At 68.5% G+C, this 24,004-nt stretch carries 27 protein-coding genes; 20 read left to right on the top strand and 7 right to left on the bottom strand.

The features are described 5' to 3' along the window. The first annotated feature begins 5 nt into the window (after window positions 1–5). From AC1D2H_RS15335 to AC1D2H_RS15315, 5 genes are all read left to right on the top strand, one after another. A complete protein-coding gene (locus tag AC1D2H_RS15335) occupies window positions 6–539 on the top strand; it encodes a YceI family protein (RefSeq protein WP_477930253.1) in 534 nt (177 codons plus the stop codon). Window positions 540–581: 42 nt separating this feature from the next. Beyond that, window positions 582–1,151: a YceI family protein gene (locus tag AC1D2H_RS15330; protein WP_477930255.1), complete on the top strand. Its 570-nt coding sequence runs from the start codon at window positions 582–584 to the stop codon at window positions 1,149–1,151. Between the two features lie 214 nt (window positions 1,152–1,365). Continuing rightward, complete coding sequence (locus AC1D2H_RS15325; RefSeq protein ID WP_477930257.1) at window positions 1,366–2,793, top strand: sensor histidine kinase; 1,428 nt, start codon at window positions 1,366–1,368, stop codon at window positions 2,791–2,793. Continuing rightward, window positions 2,790–3,194: a hypothetical protein gene (locus AC1D2H_RS15320; RefSeq protein WP_477930259.1), complete on the top strand. Its 405-nt coding sequence runs from the start codon at window positions 2,790–2,792 to the stop codon at window positions 3,192–3,194. Before AC1D2H_RS15325 ends, AC1D2H_RS15320 begins: the two co-directional genes overlap by 4 nt. Before the next feature lie 16 nt (window positions 3,195–3,210). Beyond that, window positions 3,211–4,047, top strand: a complete 837-nt coding sequence (locus tag AC1D2H_RS15315) for a LytR/AlgR family response regulator transcription factor (protein ID WP_477930260.1) — start codon at window positions 3,211–3,213, stop codon at window positions 4,045–4,047. A 145-nt stretch (window positions 4,048–4,192) separates the two neighbouring features. Here AC1D2H_RS15315 and AC1D2H_RS15310 read toward each other — a convergent pair whose 3' ends face one another. Then, entirely contained in the window at window positions 4,193–4,969 is a 777-nt protein-coding gene (locus tag AC1D2H_RS15310; protein ID WP_457445897.1) for a ferredoxin--NADP reductase, read from the bottom strand. A gap of 104 nt (window positions 4,970–5,073) precedes the next feature. Continuing rightward, a complete protein-coding gene (soxR, locus tag AC1D2H_RS15305) occupies window positions 5,074–5,562 on the bottom strand; it encodes a redox-sensitive transcriptional activator SoxR (RefSeq protein WP_478011555.1) in 489 nt (162 codons plus the stop codon). 36 nt (window positions 5,563–5,598) lie between these two features. Between soxR and AC1D2H_RS15300 the strand changes: the two genes are divergently transcribed. The 4 genes from AC1D2H_RS15300 to AC1D2H_RS15285 all read left to right on the top strand — a co-directional run bounded on the left by AC1D2H_RS15300 (window position 5,599) and on the right by AC1D2H_RS15285 (window position 8,217). Continuing rightward, window positions 5,599–6,597 (top strand): questin oxidase family protein, encoded by a 999-nt coding sequence (locus AC1D2H_RS15300; RefSeq protein ID WP_478011554.1) that lies wholly within the window; start codon window positions 5,599–5,601, stop codon window positions 6,595–6,597. A 30-nt stretch (window positions 6,598–6,627) separates the two neighbouring features. After that, complete coding sequence (locus AC1D2H_RS15295; protein ID WP_477930266.1) at window positions 6,628–7,194, top strand: helix-turn-helix domain-containing protein; 567 nt, start codon at window positions 6,628–6,630, stop codon at window positions 7,192–7,194. Continuing rightward, complete coding sequence (locus AC1D2H_RS15290; RefSeq protein ID WP_478011553.1) at window positions 7,191–7,706, top strand: N-acetyltransferase family protein; 516 nt, start codon at window positions 7,191–7,193, stop codon at window positions 7,704–7,706. The genes AC1D2H_RS15295 and AC1D2H_RS15290 overlap by 4 nt, the downstream gene beginning before the upstream one ends. A 64-nt stretch (window positions 7,707–7,770) precedes the next feature. Next, window positions 7,771–8,217, top strand: a complete 447-nt coding sequence (locus tag AC1D2H_RS15285) for a hypothetical protein (RefSeq protein ID WP_478011552.1) — start codon at window positions 7,771–7,773, stop codon at window positions 8,215–8,217. A 15-nt stretch (window positions 8,218–8,232) separates the two neighbouring features. Here the strand turns inward: AC1D2H_RS15285 and AC1D2H_RS15280 are convergent, their stop codons facing one another. From AC1D2H_RS15280 to AC1D2H_RS15270, 3 genes are all read right to left on the bottom strand, one after another. Next, window positions 8,233–10,542, bottom strand: a complete 2,310-nt coding sequence (locus tag AC1D2H_RS15280) for an ATP-binding protein (RefSeq protein WP_477930272.1) — start codon at window positions 10,540–10,542, stop codon at window positions 8,233–8,235. Window positions 10,543–10,637: 95 nt separating this feature from the next. Next, window positions 10,638–10,919, bottom strand: a complete 282-nt coding sequence (locus AC1D2H_RS15275; RefSeq protein WP_056191800.1) for a BTH_I0359 family protein — start codon at window positions 10,917–10,919, stop codon at window positions 10,638–10,640. Between the two features lie 123 nt (window positions 10,920–11,042). After that, a complete protein-coding gene (locus AC1D2H_RS15270; protein ID WP_478011551.1) occupies window positions 11,043–11,939 on the bottom strand; it encodes a hypothetical protein in 897 nt (298 codons plus the stop codon). 34 nt (window positions 11,940–11,973) lie between these two features. Here AC1D2H_RS15270 and AC1D2H_RS15265 point away from each other — a divergent pair, with 34 nt between their 5' ends. The 5 genes from AC1D2H_RS15265 to AC1D2H_RS15245 all read left to right on the top strand — a co-directional run bounded on the left by AC1D2H_RS15265 (window position 11,974) and on the right by AC1D2H_RS15245 (window position 16,772). Continuing rightward, on the top strand, window positions 11,974–12,753 hold the full coding sequence (locus AC1D2H_RS15265) for a fumarylacetoacetate hydrolase family protein (RefSeq protein ID WP_477927443.1): 780 nt from the start codon (window positions 11,974–11,976) through the stop codon (window positions 12,751–12,753). Next, on the top strand, window positions 12,750–13,688 hold the full coding sequence (locus AC1D2H_RS15260) for a nucleoside hydrolase (RefSeq protein ID WP_478011550.1): 939 nt from the start codon (window positions 12,750–12,752) through the stop codon (window positions 13,686–13,688). Before AC1D2H_RS15265 ends, AC1D2H_RS15260 begins: the two co-directional genes overlap by 4 nt. Window positions 13,689–13,751: 63 nt before the next feature. Further along, entirely contained in the window at window positions 13,752–14,882 is a 1,131-nt protein-coding gene (locus tag AC1D2H_RS15255) for a branched-chain amino acid ABC transporter substrate-binding protein (protein ID WP_478011549.1), read from the top strand. Between the two features lie 158 nt (window positions 14,883–15,040). After that, window positions 15,041–16,048: a diguanylate cyclase domain-containing protein gene (locus tag AC1D2H_RS15250; protein ID WP_478011548.1), complete on the top strand. Its 1,008-nt coding sequence runs from the start codon at window positions 15,041–15,043 to the stop codon at window positions 16,046–16,048. A gap of 46 nt (window positions 16,049–16,094) precedes the next feature. Continuing rightward, entirely contained in the window at window positions 16,095–16,772 is a 678-nt protein-coding gene (locus tag AC1D2H_RS15245; RefSeq protein WP_478011547.1) for a DUF4197 domain-containing protein, read from the top strand. Here the strand turns inward: AC1D2H_RS15245 and AC1D2H_RS15240 are convergent. Continuing rightward, entirely contained in the window at window positions 16,769–17,251 is a 483-nt protein-coding gene (locus AC1D2H_RS15240; RefSeq protein WP_478011546.1) for a GFA family protein, read from the bottom strand. The genes AC1D2H_RS15245 and AC1D2H_RS15240 overlap by 4 nt on opposite strands. Window positions 17,252–17,344: 93 nt before the next feature. Between AC1D2H_RS15240 and AC1D2H_RS15235 the strand changes: the two genes are divergently transcribed. Beyond that, a complete protein-coding gene (locus AC1D2H_RS15235; RefSeq protein ID WP_478011545.1) occupies window positions 17,345–18,238 on the top strand; it encodes a ProQ/FINO family protein in 894 nt (297 codons plus the stop codon). On the opposite strand, the gene AC1D2H_RS15230 is transcribed toward AC1D2H_RS15235, so the two are convergent. After that, a complete protein-coding gene (locus tag AC1D2H_RS15230; protein ID WP_478011544.1) occupies window positions 18,239–19,618 on the bottom strand; it encodes a leucyl aminopeptidase family protein in 1,380 nt (459 codons plus the stop codon). Between the two features lie 168 nt (window positions 19,619–19,786). Here AC1D2H_RS15230 and AC1D2H_RS15225 point away from each other — a divergent pair, with 168 nt between their 5' ends. From AC1D2H_RS15225 to AC1D2H_RS15205, 5 genes are all read left to right on the top strand, one after another. Next, window positions 19,787–19,963, top strand: coding sequence for a hypothetical protein (locus AC1D2H_RS15225; RefSeq protein ID WP_477927461.1), 177 nt, complete (start codon window positions 19,787–19,789; stop codon window positions 19,961–19,963). A gap of 118 nt (window positions 19,964–20,081) precedes the next feature. Beyond that, window positions 20,082–20,660, top strand: coding sequence for a hypothetical protein (locus tag AC1D2H_RS15220; protein WP_478011543.1), 579 nt, complete (start codon window positions 20,082–20,084; stop codon window positions 20,658–20,660). Window positions 20,661–20,671: 11 nt separating this feature from the next. Continuing rightward, window positions 20,672–21,226 (top strand): tRNA-uridine aminocarboxypropyltransferase, encoded by a 555-nt coding sequence (locus AC1D2H_RS15215; RefSeq protein WP_478011542.1) that lies wholly within the window; start codon window positions 20,672–20,674, stop codon window positions 21,224–21,226. A gap of 9 nt (window positions 21,227–21,235) precedes the next feature. Beyond that, the gene (locus AC1D2H_RS15210) at window positions 21,236–23,320 is read left to right on the top strand and encodes a protein-disulfide reductase DsbD family protein (RefSeq protein WP_478011541.1); all 2,085 of its coding nucleotides are present in this window, start codon (window positions 21,236–21,238) and stop codon (window positions 23,318–23,320) included. Next, entirely contained in the window at window positions 23,317–23,922 is a 606-nt protein-coding gene (locus AC1D2H_RS15205) for a redoxin domain-containing protein (RefSeq protein WP_478011540.1), read from the top strand. The genes AC1D2H_RS15210 and AC1D2H_RS15205 overlap by 4 nt, the downstream gene beginning before the upstream one ends. The last annotated feature ends 82 nt before the right edge of the window (window positions 23,923–24,004 follow it).

The raw sequence follows: 24,004 nt of genomic DNA, 5'->3' as shown, positions 1-24,004 counted from the left end.
ACCTCATGAAACGCCTGTTCTCCGCCCTGCTGATCGCCACCAGCGCCCTGGCCACCCAGGCCGCCACGCTGCAACCCGAGAAGAGCGACCTCAGCTTCACCTTCAAGCAGATGGGCGTGCCGGTGGACGGCAAGTTCAAGAAGTTCGAAGCCCAGCTCGATTTCGACACCAAGAAGCCCGAGGCCGGCAAGATCGCCTTCACGGTGGACCTGGGCAGCGTGTCCCTGGGCGACGCCAGCTTCGACGCCGAGCTCGCCAAGACGCCCTGGTTCGACACCAAGCGCAACGGCAAGGCCACATTTGTGTCCAGTGGCATCAAGGCCACCGGCCCCGGCAAATACGACGTGGCCGGCAAGCTGACCATCAAGGGTGCCAGCCGCGATGTTGTCGTGCCCCTCACGCTGGCCTCAGGCGTGGCCAGTGGCAGCGTGGCCATCAAGCGCCTGGACTTCAAGATCGGTGACGGCGAATGGGCCGACACCTCCATGGTGGCCAACGATGTGACCGTGAAGTTCAAACTGTCTTTCGCCGGCCTGTAACCTCAACCCCTTCCTTCCCCTCACCCCCCGGAGACCTTCACGATGAAGAAAGCCCTGCTGCTCGCCACCCTGCTCGCCGCCGTTGGCGCCGCCCAGGCCCAAAGCGCCACCTACGCCATCGACCCCAGCCACACGGCGGTCACCTTCGAAGCCAAGCATTTCGGCACCAGCACGCTGCGCGGCCGCTGGGACAAGAAGGAAGGTTCGGTCACGCTGGACAAGGCCGCCAAGACCGGCAAGGTCGAGTTCACCATCGACATGGCCTCCCTCACGACCGGTACGGCCCCGTTCGATGGCCACCTGAAGAGCAAGGACTTCTTCGCCGTCGAGGAGTTCCCGACGGCCAAGTTCGTCGGCGACAAGTTCACCTTCAATGGCGACAAGGTCGCCAGCGTCTCCGGCGAGCTGACGTTGCGCGGCAAGACCAACCCGGTCACGCTGACGGCCACCGGCTTCAACTGCTACGAGAACCCGCGCCTGAAGCGCGAGGTTTGCGGCGGCGACTTCGAGACCACCATCCAGCGCAGCCAGTGGGGCATCGTCTACGCCATGCCGGCCGTCACGCCGGACGCCATCCGCCTGCTGGTCCAGGTCGAGGCCATCAAGCAGTAAACCCGCTGCCCTTCCTCTCGAAGCCCGCCTCTGGCGGGCTTTTTGCTGGGCGATCCGTGAACTATTCCCACGGCCTTCACAGCCCTGTCACGGCCGGCCGCACGGCCTGTCGCCCGTCCATGCAGTTCGTCCCCCACCCCGGCCGGCGTGTCGCGTCAAGCCCACGGCGCCCGGCCACTCTGCTTACAGTGGCCCCAACGACGACAAACCGGCCATGACTCCCACCTTCTCTCCCAGCCCCCAGCAAAAGCTCTGGATCGAGCGCTGGCAGCGTTTTTCCGCCACGGTGGTGCGCTACTTCCACATCTACGCCGGCTGGCTGGTCGGCATCAGCTGGAAGCGCTTCGTGCTGCTGTCGCTGGCGCTGCTGATCGGCGTCAACGTGCTGAAGAACCTGCCCCCCTTCACCTGGCGCGTCAGCGAGCAGGTCGAGGACCATGACCATGGCGCCGAGCGCCGCCGGGCCAAGGCCGAGGCCGAAGCCAAGAAGGCTGTCGAGCAGGCCCGCAAGGCCGTCGACAAGGCGGGCAAGAAGGAGGCCGACAAGGGCATCCACTACGAAGTCAAGATCGACGAGCGCGGCGTGCGCATCCAGCCGGTGCGCCCGGCCTCGGCAGCCAGTGCCGTCGATGACGACGGTGAGCCCAAGGCCGACCCGGCCCCGGCCATCTCCATCGACTTCCCCAAGAGTGCCCGCCCTGAGGACATCCGCGCCGCCATCGACCAGGCCAAGGAGCAGCTCGGCCAGCTCAAGCAGGAGGCCGAGGAGGTCAAGGACGCTCAGCAGGCCGCCGCCGAGGCCCAGGCTGCGCTGCAGGACGCCGTCGAGGAAGCAAGCAATGCCCAGAGCCGCAAGCGCGTCACCATCGTGCATGCCGGCGACTCCCTGGTCGACCTGGCCATCTTGTGGATCCTGGCCTCGGCCGTCATCAAGGCCATGTACAAGGGCCGCATCCAGGCCGAGGTGAAGGCCGCCCAGGCGGCAGAGAACGCCGAGAGCGAGGCGCTCAAGCGCCAGGTCATCGAGGCCCGCATGGCCGCCATGCAGGCCCAGGTCGAGCCGCACTTCCTGTTCAACACGCTGGCGTCCATCGACCACCTCATCGAGGTCGACCCGCCGCGGGCCAGCCAGATGCAGAAGAACCTGATCGCGCTGCTGCGGGCCTCCATGCCCACCATGCGCGAGGCCAACGCCACCGCCACCCGTGACCTGGGCCGCGAGCTGGCCGTCATCCGGCCCTATCTCGAGATCCTGAAGATGCGCATGGAAGAGCGCCTGCAGACCGAGATCGACGTGCCCGAGGGCCTGCTGTCCGCCGAATTCCCGCCCATGATGATCCAGGGCCTGGTCGAGAACGCCATCAAGCATGGCCTCGAACCCAAGGCCGAGGGCGGCAGCCTGAAGGTCAAGGCCGAGATCGTGCACGGCAAGCTGGCCGTCACGGTCGCCGACACCGGCCTGGGCTTCGGCCGCGCCGCCACCAGCGGCACCGGCGTGGGCCTGGCCAACATCCGCGAACGCCTGCAACTGCTGCATGGCAGCAAGGCCAGCGTCACCGTCACCGAGAACCAACCCAGTGGCACGGTCGTCACGATCACCGTGCCCTATCGCAGCCGCAACGACGAAGGAGTCGCAGCATGAAAACCCTGTTCAAGATCCTGTTCATTGGCACCGCGCTGATGGTCCTGGTGGCGATGTTCGGCGGCTTTGCGCTGCTGCACCACCACGGCGGCCCGGACATGCACATCGTGCTGGACGACGGCGAGTTCTTCCTCGGCGGCAGCGATTTCGGCGACTGGCTGGGTGCCAGCATCGGCCTCTTCGTCGCGGCCCTGGTCTGCATCGTCGTCGTGCCCCTGGTGCTGCTGCTGGGCGTGGCCCTGCCGCTGCTCATCGTCGGCGGCGTGCTGGCCCTGGTCGTGGCCAGCCTGCTCGGCGTCGGCGCCGTGCTCGGCTCGCCGCTGATCCTGCTTGGCCTGCTGCTCTTCGTCGTCCTGCGCAACCGCAGCCGCGCCAACACTGCCAAATCGACGCCAGTCTGAACTAGCATCGTCGGCTATGAGCAATGCACCCATCCGTGCCGTTCTGGCCGACGACGAAAGACTGATGCGCGAGCAATTGCGCGCCCGATTGACCGAGGTCTGGCCCGAGCTGGAGATCGTCGCCGAGGCCAAGAACGGCCTCGAGGCCGTCGAGCTGACGAAGCAGCACAAGCCCGACATCGTCTTCCTCGACATCCGCATGCCGGGCCTGACCGGCGTGGAGGCTGCCCGCCAGATCGCCCAACTGGGCGACGAGGGGACCGACGAGGACGACGACTGGCTGGTGCCCGAGATCGTCTTCATCACCGCCTACGACCAGTACGCTGTCGAGGCCTTCGAGCAGGGCGTGGCCGACTATGTGCTGAAGCCCGCCGAGCGTGAGCGCCTGCAGCTGACGGTGGCCCGCATCAAGAAGCGTCTGGCCCAGCGCGAGGCGCCGTCAAGCGACTTCAGCGACAGCGCGCCGGTGCCGCTGCAGCAGCTGCTGCACAAGTTGTCGGGGCAGATGAACCCCGCGGGCAAGCCGCAATATCTGCAGTGGATCCAGGCCACCGTCGGCCAGGCCATCCAGATGATCCCGGTCGAGGACGTGCTGTTCTTCATCAGCGACGAGAAGTACACCCGGGTGCAGACGGCCAAGGTCGAGGCGCTGATCCGCAAGCCCATCAAGGAGCTGGTGGACGAACTCGACCCGCAGGTCTTCTGGCAGATCCACCGCTCCACACTCGTGAACGCGCGCGCCATCGACGGCATCACGCGCGACTTCCGCGGCCGTCAGCTGGTGGGCGTGCGCGGCCTGACCGAGAAGCTCGAAGTCAGCCGCAGCTACACGCACCTGTTCAAGGGCATGTAGGCTCGCGCGAGCGGCGCATCCCTGGTTTGGGCGATCTGCGGCGTTGCAAATGCTCGCCGGGCGCGAGCCCGGCTCCGCTTTGCGCCTTGCAGCTCATCCCAAACCAGGGCGCGCCGCACGCGCGGCGGCACTGGCTGAAAGTGGATTACTTTTCTACAAACGCGCGCTCGATGACGTAGTCGCCCGGCGTCGTCGTGCTGCCTTCCTTGAAACCACGGATCTCCAGCATCTCCTGCATGTCCTTCAGCAGCGCGGGGCTGCCGCACAGCATGATGCGGTCGGTCTCGGGGTCCAGCGCCGGCAGGCCCAGGTCTTCCTGCAGCTTGCCGGTCTGGATCAGGTCGGTGATGCGGCCCATGTTCTTGAAAGGCTCGCGCGTGACCGTCGGGTAGTACAGCAGCTGCTCGGCAGCGAATTCGCCGAGGAATTCGTGCTGGTGCAGGTCGACGGTGAGGTGGTCGTGGTAGGCCAGCTCGTTCACATGGCGCACGCCATGCACGACGATGACCTTCTCGAAGCGCTCATAGGTCTCGGGGTCGCGCGCGACGCTGATGAAGGGCGCCAGGCCCGTGCCGCTGCCCAGCAGGTAGAGGTTCTTGCCCGGCAGCAGATAGTCGATCAGCAGCGTGCCCGTGGGCTTGCGGCCGACGATGATCTTGTCACCCGGCTTGATGTGCTGCAGCTTGGAGGTCAGCGGGCCGTCCGGCACCTTGATGCTGAGGAATTCCAGCTGCTCTTCGTAGTTGGCGCTGACGATGCTGTAGGCGCGCAGCAGCGGTTTGCCCGTCTCCGTCTTCAGGCCGATCATCGTGAAGTGGCCATTGGAAAAACGCAGGGCCTGGTCGCGCGTCGTCGTGAAGCTGAACAGGCGGTCGGTCCAATGGTGGACGGTCAGGACGGTCTCTTCGTGGAAGGCACTCATGGCGGTCGTTCTTGCGGACGGTTGGGCGGACGGTTGGGCGGACGGTTTGGCGGGTTAACCCGGGTATTTTCGCCGGGAAGTGCTCACCCGCCGTCGCCAAGGGGTCAAGTCGCGGTTTCGATGCGCAGAAGCCTCGCCCCGGCACCCTCGCCGCGCTTGACGTCCTCGGGGTTGTAAAGGGCGCATGCCTTCAGCGACAGGCAGCCACAGCCGATGCAGCCCGTCAGCCGCTCGCGCAGCTGCTGCAGGGCCGCGATGCGCTCGTCCAGCAGCGGCGCCCAGCCGGCCGACAGCCGCGTCCAGTCGGCCTTGGTGGGCGTGCGGCTCTGCGGCAGGGTGGCCAGCGCCGCCTTGATCTGCGGCAGCGTCAGCCCCACCACCTGGGCGGCGCGGATGAAGGCCACCCGGCGCAGCACATGGCGCGGGTATTGGCGGTGCCCGCCGCTGCTGCGGCCGCCGGCAATCAGACCTTCGGCCTCGTAGAAGCGCAGCGCGCTGGCTGCCACGCCCGAGCGCTTGGCCAGCTGGCCAATGCTCAGGGGAGCGGTCGGGCCGTCAGGGCTTGACTTCAAGTCCACTTGAACTTCGAGCATGGCGCCATGTTCCCACAGCCGAGACCGCCCATGCTGATGAAGACCGCCACCCCCGCGCCCGCCACGCTGGCCCAGCTGCACCACTTGCTCGATGCCGGCGCGGCGCTGTCGCCCACCTACCGTGGCCGCCTGAGCAACCACCTGCCCATGGCCCAGCAGGCGCTGCTGGAGCTGGGCGCCTCGGCCGCACGCCTGCAAGCCTGGAGCGAGGGCTATGAAGCCCACCTCGAGCCGCGCGTCAACGGCCGCCCGGCCAGCATCAGCCTGGAGCGCGACCTGGGGCGGCCGGACAGCGAGGCCGCCTGGCACGCCCACTTCGCCGCGCGCATCGCGGAGACCGGCGCCGCTGACACGTTGCGCGAGGCCCTGGCGCTGCTRTTGCCCGGCGTGGGAGCGATCGCCTTCCATGGCCTGATCCGCACCGGCCATGCGGTGCTGGCCGGCCATGATGGCGAGCTGGCCAGCGGTCTCGCCCACTGGGCGGCCCACTTCCTGCCGCTGCCGTCGCCGACGACGGCCGACGCTCCGCCGCTGGAAATGGCCGATTGGTTGCAGGCGCTGCGCAAGCTGCCGCCTGTCATCTACCCGGCGGGCGCGCTGATCCATGGCCGTATGCAGGCCTGGGGCGAATCGCCCGACTTCGCCGCGGTCGCCGGCCGTCTGCGGCAAGGGCCGGACACGCTGCGCGAGCTGGCGCTGCTGGCGGCGCGCACCTATTCAGCGACCGGCAACTTCACCGTGCTGCATCTGCTGACGGCCAGCCACGCGATGGGGGTGCTGGAACCCTGGTGGCCGGCGCCCGGGCTGGCCCTCGGCTTCAGCATCGCCGCGGCGGCCGGCCTGCTGGCCAGCGGCGCCGAGCCGGCGCTGATGCTTGACCGCCCGCCCAGCCGCCCCTGGCCGGCACTGATCGCGGCCGCCTGTGAACAGGACGACGCCCATGTCATCAAGCTCACCCATGCCGCCTGGCGCCTTGGCCGGCGCTGGCCCGACCCGGCCTGGCGTCGCGCCGTGGAACGGGCCATTCCATTTTGATGGAAAGAAAATTCCAGTAAACTGGAATGCATGGACATCACGCAACGCATCGGCCGCCGCCTCCACGAACTTCGCTCGGCTGCCGGCCTGTCGCTGGACGCGCTGGCGCAGAAGAGCGGCGTCAGCCGCTCCAACATCTCGCTGATCGAGCGCGGCCAGAGCAGCCCGACGGCCGTCGTGCTGGACAAGCTGTCGTCGGCCCTCGGCGTCAGCGTCGCGTCGATGTTCGAGGCCGGCCCCGCGCCAGCGGCGCCTTCGCCATTGACGCGCGTGGCCGATCAGCCCGTCTGGGATGACCCCGCCTCGGGCTACCGCCGCCGCAATGTGTCCCCGGCCGGCGCGTCGCCACTGCAGCTGGTGGACGTCGTCTTCCCGGCCGGTCAACGCGTGTCCTTCGAGACATCGGAGCGTGACGCCGACATTCATCAGCTGGTCTGGATGATCGATGGCGTCATGGAAATCGGCCACGGCAGCGAGCAGTGGCAGCTGAACCCCGGCGACTGCCTGGCCATGCGGCTGGATGCGCCCATCCGTTTCCACAATCCTGGAACCAAGCCGGCGCGCTACCTTGTTGCGCTCACTGGAGCCCGCCCATGAACGTCCGCGAACTCGATGGCGCCGAGGCGCTGGCCCGTGTGGATGAACTGGCCGAGGTGCTGCGCGATTGCGTCGAGGGTGGCGCGTCGGTGGGGTTCATGCTGCCGCTGGCGACCGGCCGGCCCGAGGCGTTCTGGCGCAAGGTGGCAGCGGGAGTCGCTGCGGGTGAGCGCCATCTCTTCGTCGCCGAAGACGAGGCTGGCCGCATCTGCGGCACGCTATCCCTCGTCATCGACATGCCAGACAACCAACCTCATCGGGCGGACGTCGGCAAGATGCTGGTTCACCGCCGCATTCGCCGACAAGGCGTCGCCGAGCGGCTGCTGCGGGCGCTGCAGTCGCGAGCGCAAGAACTGGGCAAGACGACGCTGGTGCTCGACACCGTCACGGGCAGCGATGCATCGCGGGTCTACGAAAGAACGGGCTGGCAGCGGGCGGGGGACATTCCGAACTACGCGCTGATGCCGGATGGGGCGCCATGCTCGACAACGTACTACTACCGGGCTCTTTGACGGAGATGGCGCGCTAGGCTGCGAGCAGCTGTGAATTGTCATCGGTGTCTTGCGGGAGCATTCAATGCAGCATCGCTTCTTAGCGCAGTTCGGCGTCGCACTGTTCATCTGCACGACGGTTCACGCTGACGACGCGCTGATTTCGCAGTCGTTCGATGCCGAGGGGATTGAGCGCGTCGTCTTGAGATCGGCGCACGCAGAACGGGCGAAGGTTGAAACTGCGAACGCGATGCAAATCACAGTCGCTGGTCGTGTCGAGGGCGGTGCTCAGGGCTATCACTCCCCCGATCCGAACTGGAAGGAAACACCCGCATCTCAATGGGGCATGAAGTTCGTTGCCAAGCGCTTTGGCCCGGTCCTGGTGGTGTCCAGCCTGAACGAGATGGGCTACATCCACCATCAGTACGCTATTGAGGCCATCACAGTCACCTTGCCGAAAAATGCGCAGCTCGTTCGAGAGACGCGCACGCTCACCGGTTCCGGTGATCCTGACCTCCGCGACCCTCAGTAGCCGGGTCGCTTTGGGTCAAGCCCTGAACCCGATTCCCCTGCGCTCGCGCACCTCCGGCTTGGCCCGATGCTCAGCCTCCAGCTGAGCCAGGAACTCATCCGGCGTGAAGGCCTCGCCGAGGATCTCGACCTGGTTCCGAACGGCTGCGAAGTCGCCATGCGTCAGGCAGTCCATCGCGGCCAGTCGCACGCGTTGCTCGTCCGTCGGGGCCTCGCCCGCCTCGCGCTCGAACATCGCCATGCGTTGCTCGGCTTTCAGCGCCTTGAAGCGGATCTTGAACGCGAAGCGCCGCAGTGCCGCCTCGTCGAGATCGTCAAACAGATTGGTCGTGCAGATGAAGAGGCCGCTGAAGCGCTCCATGCCGGCCAGCATCTCGTTGACTTCACTGACCTCGTAGTTGCGCTCGGCATGCTTGCGGCTGCGCAAAAAACTGTCGGCTTCGTCGAGCAGCAGCACGGCGCCTTCGGTCTGGGCCGTTTCGAACATGCGTGCCATGTTCTGCTCGGTCTCCCCGACGAACTTGCTGGCGATGTCGCTGGCGCGCCTGACCATCAGCGGCCGGCCCAGGGCCTGGGCGATGTGCTCGGCCAGCGCGGTCTTGCCGCTGCCGGGCGGGCCGTAGAAGCAGAGCTGGCCGCTGCCCTTGCGGCGCAGGGCCTCGACGATGCGCGGGATCTCGAAGCGGCTTTCGCAGTTCAGCAGACTCAGCGCATAGCTGGTGACACAGGGCCGAGCCATGCTGCTGCCATCGTCGCGGCCCAGGGCCTTGTCGGCGTTCAGCAGCTGTCGCTCGATGAGTTTTTCGGCCTCATCGGCACCACCGGCCAACTGGGCAAAGCGCACCGCGGTGCGGATCTGCGCCGGCGTCAGGCCCGGGCGCTCGGCCAGCTTGGCGATGAAGGTTTCGCTGACGCTGACTTCACCCAGCGCCTTGGACACCAGGCCCTTGCGTGCACCGGGCGGCGGCGACTTCAGCTCCAGGTGGTACTGGAAGCGACGGCGGAAGGCCGGGTCGATCTGCTCGATGCGGTTGGTCACCCAGATGACGGGCACCGGGTTGGTTTCCAGGATCTGGTTGACCCAGGCCTTGCCGCTGACCGAGTTGCCGACGCCACCTTCGCCGCTGGCGTCCAGCCGGTTGAGCAGCGACGCCGTGTCGCTGGACAAGGGCGGGAACACGTCCTCGACCTCGTCGAACAGCAGGGCCACATTGGCGCTGGCCTTCAGGAAGACCTGGCTGATCTGCAGCGAACGGTAGCGGTCGCGGCCGGACAGGGAATTGCCGTCGCGGTCGGCGTACTCGACCTCGTACAAATCCAGGCCCGCGGCCGCGGCGGCCACCTTGGCCAGCTCCGTCTTGCCCGTCCCCGGGGGGCCGTAGAGCAGCACGTTGACGCCGGTCGCATGCGTGGCGACGGCCTGGCGCAGCAGGCCTTGCAGCAGGCCCAGGTCGTCGCTGACGAACTGGAAATCGCTGGCGCCGAGCATGCTCAGCGTGGCCGGCCGCGTGAACACGGCCATCAGGTCATGCGGGCCCTGGTATTCGCGCATCAGCACCGGTGGCAACTGGTCGCTGACCTTCATCAGGTCGGCCAGGTCGGTGATGTTGTGTTCCGAGATCAGGTTCTCGACCATGCCGATGCGCTCCAGGCGCGAGCCGGCGCGGAGGGCTTCGGCCACCTCGCGCTCATCGACGCCAGCGACGGCGGCAATCGCGGCAAAGGCCTCCTGGGCCGTGTTGACCTTGAACTCGACGAGGGCGCCGCGCAGTTCGCGCTGGTAGCGGGCCAGCGTGCCGTACAGCAGGATGGCGCGCTCGGCCGGGTTGAGCTGCAGCAGCGTGCCCAGTGCGGCGATGTTCTTCTCGACCAGCGTCGACTCGCGCTTGAGCTGGCGGTCCAGGTGCTCGCAGGTGGTGGCGAGCAGGGCCATCATGTCCTTGGGCGCATCCTTGACGTATTCGTCGAGGTAGAAGAACAGCGTGGCTTCCGAGAAGGGGCCGCTCCATTGGCCGAAGCGGTCCAGGAAGGCCTCGTCGCTCAGCGCGTCGTGGCCGCGCCACAGCTCGTTGCCGGCGCAGCGCTGCCCCAGATAGCCGCGCAGCCTCTGCAGCACGCGGGTGGGCCAGACGAGGTGGCGGCCCGTGAAGGACAGCAGGCCGTTGAAGTCGCGGCGCAGATTGAAGCGGCCCGCGTGCCTGACGGTCAGCGTCAGCACGAACTGCGAGCACATGCGGTCCAGCACCGGGGCGCTGTCCAGGCCGGGCGAGGGCAGCACGCGGGCAGATGCCCGGGCGGCTGTCTCAGCGGCGACTCGCTTCACCATTCGATGGACTCCTTGCGCAGCCTGCAACGGCCGGCGCGGACCCATCTTGTATCAGGCTTGGCGGCAGATCAATGCAAGATCGGCCCCCCAAGTGCTCAGTGCATCACGACTGGTTGCTGGCCCATCACGGCATAGCGCTCGATGAAGGCGTCCAGTTCGTCCTCGGAAGGCTCGCCGTCGTCGATGAGGGCCTGCACGCCTTGCTGGAAGGATTCGGCCAGGGCGCCCTCGATGAAGATTTCCTTGCGGGCGAACTTGTCGACGATCTCGAAACCGCCGCGGTTCAGCTGCGGCCCCGCTTCCACCGCCTGAAGCTCGGCGTGCGGCACGTCAAACTGGACGACGATGAAGCTGTCGGAGTTGTAGAGCATGTGCATGGAGTTCTCCTCAGGGCTTCAACTGCGGGTGGGGCCGGGCGTTTCAAGCCCCGCTTGGTTCAGATACTGGCAGAACACCCCGCTGTTCGGGTCATCCCATGCGCTGACAACGTGTAGGAAGCGTCAGGAGTTCACGTCGGACAGACGGATCTCGAAACCGCGCGTTTCCGGGTCGCCCTGGCGCAGCCGCACCGGCCAATAGGCCCGCGCCGGGTCCAGCCACAGCTCGACGCCGGGGTCACGCTCACCCAGCGGCAGGCGGCGCAGATGCAGCATGCCGGCGTCTTCGGGGCCTGGATCCACGGCCTCGAAGGTCCATTCCCGCAGCTCGCCGCGCAGTCCGGCTACCCAGACGCGCCAGCGCCCGCCGGGTGCCGGGGTGGCCTGCACCAGCGCCGCGAGCTGCAGCCACCAGGACAGGCGGTCCTGCGCGCCCTCCGGCAGGTCGAGCTGGGCGGGGCTGGCCGAAAAGCTGACGCGCCGGCCCTCGGCATCGAAATTGATGGCCTGGCGGTCCTGGCCGCCGCGCTGCAGCGCGAAGCGTTCGGGCGCCAGGCCGGCACTGCCCAGATGGCCCAGGCTTTCCAGCGCCGGCAGGGCGCGCTCGCCGACGCGGCGTGTCAGGCGCAGGCTGTAGCGGCCGTCGGCCTCGGGGCGCCAGTCCAGCAGGGCCTCGCCATCCTGGCCGCCCTGGCGCAGCCGGAAATGCCAAGCGGCCGGGCCGGCCAGCCGCAGCAAGGGTGCATCGAGCGCAGGGGCGGGCGCTTCCACCGCCGGCATGGGAGGCCGGGTGCTGGGGCGGCTTGAGCGCGCCTGGGGCGAGGGCGGGACGGGCAGCGCCGGTTCGGGCAGGGCCGTTGGCGCGGTCGGCGGCAGCAGCAGCGCGACGCTGACGGCCCGTGCCGGCCGGGTGGCGCCGTCGTCGCGCACGCGCTCGCCCCCCAGCAGCGCCAGGTGGGCGAGCAGGCTGGCCGCCAGCGCGAGCAGGGCGGCGCGGGGGAAGAGCAGGCCGGCGCGCATCGCACAATGCTGCCATCACCCCGGATCTCCGCCCATGAAACTCGCCAGCTACGCCGACGGCTCGCGCGACGGCCATCTCGTCGTCGTGTCGCGCGACCTGACCCAGGCGCATTACGCCACCGGCATCGCCACGCGCCTGCAGCAGGTCCTCGACGACTGGGGCTTCCTCGCTCCCCAGCTCGAAGACCTGGCCGTGCAGCTCAACCACGGCAAGCTGCGCCACGCCTTCGCCTTCGAGCCCGAGAAATGCGTGGCGCCGCTGCCACGCGCCTTTGGCTGGGCGGTGGTCGATGCCGATGGCGGCGTGCGGCGCGAAGCCGGCCAGTTCCAGGCCTCGCACCAGCCCCTGAAGGCGCCCGCAGCCTGCGAGCCGGTGCTGGCCGCCATCAGCGGCGACCTGGCTGCCGCCAGCGACACCGCTGCCGCACTGGACGCGCTGCGCCTGCTGACTTTCGCCGTGGACTGGCGCCTGGACGGCGAATTGATCGCCACCCACTGCGCGCCGCTGGCCGTCACACCCGATGAGCTGGGCGAGGCCTGGGCGGGCGGCCGCCTGCAGGCCCGGCTGAACGTGCTGCACAACGGCGCCAAGCTCGACCCGCGTGATGTGGCTGCAGCGCCCGGTGAAGTGCTCGCGCGGCTGGCCCGCCTGCGTTCGCTGCGTGCCGGCCAGCTCGCCGGCGCGACCCTCGGCAGCCTGGAACTGCCGCTCGCCGCCGGCGACAGCCTGCGTCTGGACCTCAAGTCCGCCGAGGGCGCCAGCCTCTTCGGCGCCATCGACCTCGACCTCGCACCCCCGCCCGCCCTCGTATGAGCCAAGCCATCATCATCGACACCGACCCCGGCCAGGACGACGCCATCGCGCTGCTGCTGGCCGCCGCCAGCCCCGAGTTGGAGCTGCTCGGCGTGACGACGGTGGCCGGCAACGTGCCGCTGGCGCTGACGACACTGAACGCCCGCAAGGTCATGGAACTGGCCGGCCGCCGCGACGTGGCCATCTGCGCCGGCGCCGACCGGCCGCTGGACGTGCCGCTGGTGACCGCCGAGCATGTGCATGGCGATACCGGCCTGAACGGCGTCGAGCTGCCCCAGCCGACTCTTGGCCTCGACCCGCGCCATGCGGTGGACTTCATCATCCAGACCCTGCGCGAGCGCGAGGCCGGCACGGTGATGCTGTGCCCGCTCGGCCCGCTGACGAATATCGCGCTGGCCCTGCGCCAGGCCCCCGACATCGCGGCGCGCATCCGCCGCATCGTGCTGATGGGCGGCGGCTTCTTCGAGGGCGGCAACGTCACGCCGGCGGCCGAGTTCAACATCTACGTCGATCCCCAGGCCGCCCATGAGGTCTTCACCAGCGGCGTGCCCATCACGATGGCGCCGCTGGACGTGACCCACGAAGCGCTGACGACGGCGGCCCGCATCGAGGCCATCCGCCACCTGGGCAACCGCGTCGGCGGCGTCGTTGCCGCGTGGATGGAGTTCTTCGAGCGCTTCGACGAAGAGAAATACGGCCAGGACGGCGGCCCGCTGCACGACCCCTGCGTGATCGCCTGGCTGCTGCGCCCGGAACTCTTCACCGGCCGTGACTGCAATGTGCGCGTCGAGACGCAGAGCGAGCTGACGCGCGGCATGACCGTCATCGACTGGTGGGCCGTGACCGGCCTGCCTGCCAATGCCCAGGTGCTGCGTCATGTCGACTCGGATGGCTTCTTCGGCCTGCTGACCGAGAGATTGGCGCGATTGCGCTGATCGTCTGCCGCCGCATTCTTCTGCTCGCCCGCATGCACGCGGGCACCTCATTTCGAGACAGCCATGTCCCTTGCCCGCCTGCTTGCCGTGTGCAGCACCCTGTTGTTCGTCGCCTGTGCCACGCCGCCGCAGCCTTCCGTCGTGCGCATCGGCATTGCCGGGCCGACGTCGGGAGTGATCGGTCATCTCGGACGAGACAACGAGTACGGCGCGAGGCTGGCGATCGAGGAGCTGAACCAGAGCAGCTTCAACATTGGCGGCCGGGTGGTCACTTTCGAATTGGTGAGCCGGGACGACCGGGCCGATCCGCGGGAGGGCGTGGCCGTCGCTCGGCAATTGGTCGAAGCGCGCGTGCAAGGCGTCGTCGGGCACCTGATTTCAGGCACCTCCATTCCGGCGTTCAAGGTGTATGCGGATGCCGGTATCCCGTCGGTGGCGCCGGCCGCCACCAACCCCAAGCTCACCCGGCAAGGCCTGCGCACAGCCTTCCGCGTCGTCGTCGACGATGTGGCGGTCGGCCGCGTGATGGGCCGGCATGCCGCTCAACTCAAGTTCCGTTCGCTGATCATCGTGGACGATCGCTCGGCTTACGGCCAGGGCCTGGCGGATGCTTTCGAATCCGGCCTGCGCGAGTCCGGTGCAACGGCGAGCGGGCGGGAGTACACGAGTACTTTCTCCAGCAACTTTGCTGCTCAGGCGGGCCGTATCGTCGAAGCCCAGGCCGATGCCGTCTTCTATGGCGGCACGGACCGCGAAGCCAGGGTCTTGCTCGAAGCCCTGGCCCAGTTGGGCTGGAAGGGGCAATTCTTCGGCGGTGACGGCATCTGCACTGGGGAAATCGGGTCGGTCCGCTTGTCCGCCCAGATTCTCTGTGCCGAGCCTGGAGGGCTGATCGACGGCCCCGGCAGCGATGAAATGCGGACCTTCAAGCAGCGCTTTCGCAGCCGTTTCGGCCTTGACGTGCAGCTCTACGCTCCCCAAGCCTATGACGCGGTGAAGCTGCTGGCCGATGCCATGCAGCGCGCCGGCTCGGCCGACCCGGCCCGATATCTGCCCTTGCTGGCCGCAACGCGCAGCTACCAGGGCGTCACCGGCAGCATCGGCTTTGATGCCAAGGGTGATTTGCTGGAGCCTTTGGTGCCGCTGTATGGCTACCGGAACGGGCGTCGACAGTTCGTGCAGGTTCTGCGCTGATCCCAGGCTGTGCCCGGATTTGAGCCATTCCTGATGGGTAAATCCCCGTCGACATCATTTATGTCTGGATGTAAAAATCCACCCTGAACAGGGTTGTTCCCGACAGAGAGCATCGCTCCGCGGGGCCGCATCCAGGGTGATGCAGGCAGGAGTCGYAGGTGCCGAGCAGAGAAAAGCTGCTGGAGGTGATCGCCATCCAGACCGAGGTGGCTCGGCTGGGACTGGATCTGGGCGGGCTGATGAGCCTGGTCGTGCAGCGCACATTGAGCCTGGTGGGCGCCGACGGTGCGGCCGTCGAGCTGGCCGAGGGCGAGGACATGGTCTATCGCGCCGCGGCCGGCATGGCCCGCGGCAGTCTGGGCCTGCGGCTCAAGCGTGGCGCCAGCCTGTCGGGCCTGTGCGTGCGCGAGGGGCGCGCCCTGCACTGCGACGATGCGCTGACCGACCCCCGCACCGACCGCGTTGCCTGCGAGAAGCTGGGCCTGCGTTCCATGGTCGTCGTGCCGCTGCGCCATCAGGGCGAGACGGTGGGCGTGCTCAAGGCCATGTCCAGCCAGGTGGCTCATTTCAATGACCGCCATTTCGCATTGCTGGAGCTGCTGTCCGACCTGGTCGCCGCAGCCATGTATTTCGCCACCCGGTATGCCCCCGGCGAGCTCTTCCACAAGGCGACGCACGACGGTCTGACCAACCTGCCCAACCGCTCCCTCTTCCTGGACCGGCTGCGCTCCTCCCTGGCCCAGGCTGGGCGCGACGGTCTGCCCTTGGCTGTGCTGATGCTGGACCTGAACGGCCTCAAGCCCATCAACGACAACCATGGCCATCGCGTGGGTGACGCGGCCCTTTTGGAGTTCGCCGGACGGCTGAACGCCAGCGTGCGCCAGTCCGACACGGCGGCTCGCCTGGGCGGTGACGAGTTCGGCATTCTGTTGCGGCCCCTGGCCCCTGAAGGCGGGCTGGAGGCGACGATCGCCCGCCTGCGCCAGCAACTCAACGGCGACTTCCACTTCGAAGGCCGCAACCTGCCGCTGGCGGCCAGCCTGGGTGCGGCCTGCTTCCCCGAAGACGGCAGCGATGTCGTGCAGCTGCTGGAACTGGCCGACCAGCGCATGTACCGCCAGAAGCGCGAGATCCAACGCGCGCTGCAGCACGTCGTCGCAGCCTAGAACGGGCGATGGCAAGATGGGGCTCCCCCGACCGGAGCCTGTCACCATGCAACGCCGCCTCGTCATCGCCAGTGCGCCCGCTCTCCTGCTGCTGCGTCCGGCCTGGGCACTCAACCTCAGCGAGGGTGACGCCAACGCCGGCATCCGCACGGCCCTGGAGCGTGGCGCCAATTCCGCCGTGGCCTTGCTTGGCAAGCAGGACGGCTTCCTCGGCAACCCCCTCGTCAAGATCGAGCTGCCCGGCTATCTGAAGGACGCCGCCAAGCTGCTGAAGGCCACCGGCCAGGGCAAGAAGCTGGACGAACTCGTCGCCGCGATGAACCGCGCCGCCGAGGCGGCGGTGCCGGCCGCCAAGCCTCTGCTCGTCAAGGCCGTCAAGGACATGAGCGTCGACGACGGGCTGAAGATCCTGAAAGGCGGCGACGACTCGGTGACGCAGTTCTTTGCCGGCAAGACGCGTGAGCCACTGGGTCAGCAGTTCCTGCCCATCGTGACCAAGGCGACCGAGAAGGTGTCGCTGGCCGACAAGTACAACGCCGTCGCCAAGAAGGCCGGCGGCTTCGGCCTGGTGAAGGGCGACGAGGCCAACATCCAGCAGTACGTGACCGCCAAGGCGCTGGACGGCCTCTATCGCATGATTGCCGAAGAGGAGAAGAAGATCCGCCAGGACCCGGTCGGCACCGGCAGCGCCATCCTCAAGAAGGTCTTCGGCGGCCTTGGCTAGAGGCCGTGTGCCTGGTGCCACTCGGCCAGCGAGTGGTCCGGGTACTCATCGAAACGCGGGTCCTTTGGCGAGCCTTCCACCTCGACCCAGTCCGCCTTGGAGCCCACCATGCAGTGCACATGCTCAGGTGGCGTCGGCAGCGGTGTGTCGATGGCGCTGGCGTGCGGGTGCACGAGCTCGGGCCAGGTCGGGTCCCACAGCCACAGGGCGCTGCCGCATTTCATGCAGAAATAGCGTCGCGCGCTGCTCTTGTGCTGGCCCTTGCCCGACTTGTCGGGCAGCTTGGCGCGGTAGATGCGCAGATGCCGCTTGCCCTTGACCTTCATCGACAGCGTCTTCGCTCCGAGGTTGATCGCATAGCCGCCCGCACCGGCCGTCTTGCGGCAGATGGAGCAGTAGCAGCGCATGAAGGGGACGGGCGAATCCGCTTCGACGGAGAACCTGATCTGGCCGCAATGGCATGAGCCTTCGAGGTGCATTGGGCTGGCCTTTCCAAGAGATGGCGTGCAGGTGGCCATGATGGCCGACAATCCCGGCCCTTGCCTGTTTGCTGCCGCTTCGGCGGCTTTGCGATGAATTCCGATCTTCCCGATCCCGTCACCCCGTCCGAAGAACCGGCAGCCGCTGCGGCTGCGCCCGTGTCCGCACCAGAGGCGACGCCCGCCACCGAGAGCGTGTCCGAGACGCCCGCCGACGCTGCGCCGGCTGTTGCCGAGGCCGCGCCCGCTGCATCGGCGGCAGACGCCACGGCCGAGCTGAAGGCTCTGTTCCCGGCGCTATTCACCGGCAGACCTAAGCCGGTCAAGCTGCGCGTGCAGGCCGACATCCAGGAGCGTGCGCCCGGCAAGTTCAGCAAGGCCCAGCTCAGCGTCTTCCTGCGCCGCTACACCGGCAGCACCGGCTATCTGATCGCGCTGACCCAGGCCAAGACCCGTTTCGACCTCGACGGCCAGCCGGCCGGCGAGATCACCGAGGAACACCTCAAGGCGGCCCAGGAAGAGCTGGCCCGCCGCCGCGGCCTGAAGCAGGAACGCGAGCAGGTGGAGCAGGAGCGCCACCAGCTGGAAGCGCAGCAGCGCCGCAACCGCGGCCAGCTGCTGTGGGACTTCGAGCGCACGACGCTGACCGAGGCCAACTTCTGCGTGCTCAAGGGCGTCGTGCCCGAAGAGCTGCCAGGCCTGCTGGAGATCGCCCGCAAGGAGCGCGCCGAGGCCCCGCCGGCACCGCCGCGTGAGGCCCGCCGCGACGGTCCGCCACCGCGACGCGATGACCGCCGTCCCGGCGGCGGTGGTCGACCGGAAGGCCGCCGCGATGATCGTCGTGAAGGCGGCCGCCCGCCCCAGCGCCAGGGGCAGGGCAGGAAGCCCGACCAGCCGCGCCGAGATCAGGCCGCCATGCCCAAGGCTCCCGAGGCCGCTCCGGCCCAGGAGGCTCAGCCGCCTGGCAAGGATCAGGCGACCGAGTAATCAGGCCGAATACCGCTGCTCCAGGTAGGCGAGCAAGGTGCGGATCGTCTGCGCCTCGCCGCCCACCGGGCGGCCAGGGCGCGGCGCGTCGTTCCAGGCGAACAGGTCGACGTGCAGCCAATCCTGCTGGGCCGGCAGGAAGTCTTCGAGGAACAGCGCGGCGTTGATGGCGCCGGCCAGCGGGCTCTTGCCGGTGTTGACGATGTCGCCGATGGTGCTCTCGATGCCCGAGTGATACGGCGCCCACAGCGGCATATGCCAAAGCGGGTCGTCCAGCTTCAGGCCCAGGTCGACCAGGTCGCGGGCCGTGTCCATGTGCTTGGCGAACAGGGCCGGCAGCTGGGCCCCCAGGGCCACGCGGGCCGCGCCGGTCAAGGTCGCCAGGTCGATGACGAGGTCGGGCTTGCCTTCGGCGGCATAGGCCAGCGCGTCGCAGAGGATGACGCGGCCTTCGGCGTCGGTGTTGCCGATCTCGATGTGCAGGCCCTTGCGGGTCTTGATGACGTCGCCGGGCCGGTAGGCGTTGCCCGAGATCGAGTTCTCGACCGCCGGGATCAGCAGCTGCAGCCGCACCGGCAGCTTGAAGGCCATGATGAGGCCGGCCAAGCCCAGCGCATTGGCCGCACCGCCCATGTCCTTCTTCATCTGGCGCATGCCTTCGCCGGGCTTGATGTTCAGGCCGCCGGTGTCGAAGCAGACGCCCTTGCCGACCAGGGCCAGCTTGGGGTGCTTGGGATTGCCCCAGTTCACCTCGATCAGGCGAGGTGAGCGCGTGCTCGCGCGGCCAACGGCGTGAATGCTGGGGAAGTTCTTCTTCAGCAGCGCGTCCCCGACGGTTTCGGTGAAGGTCGCGTCGTACTGCTTGGCCAAGGCCTTGGCGGCGGCGGACAGCTCGGCCGGGCCCATGTGCTCGGCGGGCGTGTTGACGAGGTCGCGCGTGGCGGTCATGGCCATCGCCAGCGCGATGCCGCGCTCGGCGTCGCTGCCTTGCTTCAGCGCGAGCGTCGCCGGCGCCCGCTTGGCCGGCTTGTACAGGTCGAAGCGGTAGCCGCCCAGCTCCCAGGACATGGCCGCCGCCTCGGGCAGCAGAGCCAGGCCGGCGTCATCCAGCTTGTAGAGCCCTTCCGGCAGGGCCAGCGGCAGATGGCTCAGCGCAAAGGGGTGGGCCGTGTGCGCCACGCCGGCAAACACCTGGGCGAGGCGGCCGTCGGCGCCGGGCAGCAGGGCGTGGCTGTCGGCGGCACCGACGAAGCCGACCGTCGCCAACCAGGCGCGGGTGGCCTCGGGCAGGCCGGGGGCCAGGGCCTGGAAGGCAGCCCGGTCGACGACGGTGATGGGGGTGGCCTTGGCCGGGAGGGTTTTCTTCAGCTGGACGGTCATCGCAGTGCCCTGAATATCAAAACCGGCATTTTGTACACGTCAGGTGACTGCAAGCCACAACTGCAAAGAAGTGTTTTGGACCTGTCAACCAGCCCCGGCGGGCTGGCGTTGTGCCTCCCAATCGCGCCGCAATCGGCGTGAGACGGCCCCCAAGGGCCACCAGCCATCATGAAGATCCAGCCCCGCACCGAACACCAGCCGCGCCGCCTGCCCCTCCCCGAGGCGGCCTGGAGCGCCGAGGAATCCGTCGAAAAGGGCCGCAAGCACGAGGCCTTCGACACCGGCTTCTACAGCGGCGAGCGCCGCGGCCTGGCCCGCGCCATGCGCTTCGACCGCAAGCGCTGACACCCCCAGCGATCCACTTCCCAGCCCGCCGTCCGGCCCCGGACGGCGGGCTTTGTTTTGGGCCGATCGGGAAATCCTCCCGAATCCGGAGCGCCGACAGCGCCGAGAATGCGCCCCCATGAAAGCCGCCCGCCGCTCCATCGCCTTCTTTTCCGGCCTCCTGCTTTACTGCTTCGGCGCGGGCGCCGCCATGAAGTACGCCAGCACCGGTCTGCCGCGCCAGATCTATGCCCAACTGGGTGGTCGCAACAGCCTGCCGGTGATGCTCGGCGAGGCCATCGCCATTGCGGTACTGCTTTTCCTCGTCTCGCTGACCTGGGGATACCTGACGCTGCGGCCGCAGCGCCGCCGCCATCGCCCCTATGTCGCCTGGATGATGTCGGGCATCGGCGTGGCCTGGGCGGGCTGGCTGATCTTCGGCGCCTTCAGCTTTGCGCTGAAGCCGCGTGCCTATTCGGCGCCGCTGCAGAACATGCTGCTGTCGTCCAACGCGGCACCGCTGTTCGGGGCGCTCAACATCTTCGGTGTCGTCGGCGGCGTCTGGCTGGCCGGGCGCCTGGCCAAGCGGCGCCAGGAAGGCCTGCCGAGCACGCGCTCGCGGCGTCGTGCCAGCGAGGAGGCGGCGGCCGCCGATGCGGGCGCCGACAGCACGGTGTCGACCATCGCGCCGCATTCCGTGTCGCCACCGGCGAACTGAGCCGCGACACCATGCCGCGCGCGGTCTGCCCGCGCTGCGAGCGCCCCGCCTCCACCTGCCTGTGTGCGACGCTGCCGGCGCCGCTGGCCGTGAGCACCGAGCTGCTGATCCTGCAGCACCCGGCCGAGGCCGGCCATGCCAAGAGCACCGCCGTTTTCCTGACGCTGGGTTTGAACCCGGCTGCGCGGCTGCTGCGGGGCGAGGCCTTCGACCCGGCGCTGGGCGGCCCGACCACGGCACTTCTTTACCCGGGCGAGGGCGAGCTGGCCAGGCCAGGCGACGTCGACCGACTCATCCTGCTGGACGGCAGCTGGCGCCAGAGCCGCCGCCTGCTGGCGGCCAACCCCTGGCTGGCCGCGTTGCCGCGGCTGAGCCTGCCGGAGCAGCCCGGCCGCTACGCGATACGCCGTGCTCACCGGCCCGGCCAGCTGTCGACTTTCGAGGCCGGTTTGCATGCCTTGGCCCTGCTGGAAGGCGGGCCGGAACGCTTCGCGCCGCTATGGTCTGCGTTCGACGCATTTGTTCATGCGGGCCTGTCCCGGCGCGGTGAAAGCAGTTTGGCCTAGGATTTCAGGATGTTCTCGTTCCCGCGCCCCTTCCTTTCGGCCCTTCTGGCCGCTCCGCTGCTCGCGCTCGCCGCCCCGCCCGAGGCCGCCACCGAGCATGTGCAGGCGCGCCTCGTTGCCAGCCAGGCCACGGTGGCGCCGGGCCAGCGCTTCACGGTGGCGCTGGCGCAGAACATCAAGCCGCACTGGCACACCTACTGGCTGAATCCGGGCGATTCGGGCCAAGCCACCAGCATCGACTGGCAGGGCACCGAGGCCGGCGCCATCCAGTGGCCCACGCCGTCCATCCAGGCCATCGGCCCCATCGTCAACTACGGCTACGAGGGCAAGCCCGCGCTGCTGGTCGACCTGACCGTGCCGGCCGACGCCAAGCCGGGCAGCCGATTCAAGCCGACCGCCGAGGTGCGCTGGCTGGTCTGCAAGGATGTCTGCATTCCCGAGCAGGTGTCGCTGGGCCTGGACTTGCCGGTCGGCGCCGAGGCCAAGGCCGGTGCCGACGCGGCCCAGGTCGAGGAATGGCGTGGCGCCATTCCCAAGCCCGCCACCTTTGCCGTGCAATTGAAGGCGGCCGCCCAGGGCGTGCAGCTCAGCGGGCCGGCCACTGGCGTCACCAAAGCGTATTTCTTCGCCGACACCTGGGGTGCCGTCGCGCACAGCGCACCGCAGGCGCTGAAGGGGCAGGGCGGCGGCTGGGCGCTGGATATTCCGGCCGGCGACGAACCCGTGCCGGCGGGCAAGCCGCTGTCTGGCGTCCTCGTGCTGACGACGGCGGCTGGCGAGCAGGCCTGGACCGTCTCCGCGGCCATGCCGCAAGGCGCCGGCAAAGGCCCCGGCCCGGCCGACCTGAGCGCACCGGCCGCGGCCACCACGCCAACGCCCAGTCCCGAAAGCGACCTCGGCCTGCTGCCCGCGCTTGCGCTGGCCTTGGTGGGCGGCCTGATCCTGAACCTGATGCCCTGCGTCTTCCCAGTGCTGTCCATCAAGGCCCTGGCCCTGGTGCGCGAGGGCAACCACAAGGCGGAGGGCCTGGCCTACACGGCCGGCGTGCTGCTCAGCTTTGCCGCCCTGGCGGCCGTGCTGGTCGCGCTGCGCGCCGGCGGTCAGCAGGTGGGCTGGGGTTTCCAGTTCCATTCGCCGGTCTTCGTGCTGATCGTCAGCTACCTGCTCTTCATCGTCGGCCTGAACCTGTCGGGGGTCTTCGACTTCGGCGGCAGCTTCACCGGCGTGGGCTCCAACCTGGCCGCTCGCCAGGGGCTGGCCGGCAGCTTCTTCACCGGCGTGCTGGCGGCCGTCGTCGCCACGCCCTGCACGGCGCCCTTCATGGGCGCGGCGCTGGCCTTCGCGCTGGCCCAGCCGGCCGCGGTGATGCTGGCCGTCTTTCTCGCCCTGGGCCTGGGCCTGGCGCTGCCCTTCCTGATCCTCGCCTTCTGGCCTGCCGCCCAGCGCTGGCTGCCGCGGCCCGGCGCGTGGATGGACAAGTTCAAGCAGTTCCTGGCCTTCCCGATGTATGCCGCTGTCGTCTGGCTGCTGTGGGTGCTGGCGCAGCAGGCCGGGCCGGATGGCGTGGCCATGGCCCTTGGCGGCCTGGTGCTGATCGCCTTCGCGCTGTGGGTGCGCCGAGCTGGCCAGGGCGTCGTCAGTGGCGTGGCCATGGTGGCCAGCTTTGCGCTGGCGCTGGGCGTGGTGCATTGGATCAAGCCGGTCGAGTTGACCGAGGTGCGCGCTGAATCCAACGTCGAGGCCTACAACGCCGAGCGCCTGGCCGAGTTGCGCGCTCAGAACAAGCCGGTCTTCGTCAACATGACGGCGGCCTGGTGCATCTCCTGCCTCGTCAATGAACGCGTGGCCCTGTCGCGCCCCGAGGTCAAGGAAGCCTTCGCCAAGGCCGGCGTGGCCTATCTGAAGGGCGACTGGACGCGCGAGGACCCCCACATCACCGCCGTGCTCAAGGCCCATGGCCGCTCGGGCGTGCCCCTCTACCTCTACTACGCACCGGGTGCCGCCGAGGCCCAGGTGCTGCCGCAAATCCTCACCCCCGGCCTCATCGTCGAGGCTGTCTCCACGCCCCCCACCGCTTCCAGGAGTTCGACATGACCTTGCTTCGCCGCAGCCTGCTCGCCGCCCTGATCCTGCCCGCGTTGGCTCACGCCACCGCCAATGTCGACGCACCGGCGCCGACCTTCTCCGCCACCACGGCCGATGGCAAGACGGTCTCCCTGGCCGACTACAAGGGCAAGACGGTGGTGCTGGAGTGGACCAACCATGACTGCCCCTACGTGAAGAAGCACTACGGCGCCGGCAATATGCAGACCCAGCAGAAGGCCGCTGCTGCTCAAGGCGTCGTCTGGTTGCAGGTCATCTCCTCCGCGCCCGGCCAGCAAGGATTCGTTGACGGCGCCGCCGCGCAGAAGCTCAATGCCGACCGCCGTGCCGCGCCCGCCGCGACGCTGCTGGACCCCAAGGGTGAGCTGGGCAAGCTCTACGGCGCGCAGACGACACCGCATATGTACGTCATCAAGGCCGATGGCACGCTGGCCTACAAGGGCGGCATCGACAGCCTGGCCACGTCCGACAAGGCCGACATCGCCAAGGCCGAGCCCTATGTGACCGAGGCCCTGGCCGCCGTGGCCGCCGGCCGCAAGGTGGAGAAGGCGTCGACGCGGCCCTATGGCTGCAGCGTCAAGTACGCGAGCTGAGATGAAGCCCCTCGTCCAGTCGCACACCGCTGGACGCGGTGCGTCTGACCGGTCCCCCGAGGGGACGGCGATGCTCGCGGCA

This window comes from Roseateles sp. P1_C1_2, from assembly GCF_056406535.1.
Note: the sequence above shows the minus strand (reverse complement) of the source record. Positions and strands in the feature narration are given on the sequence as shown.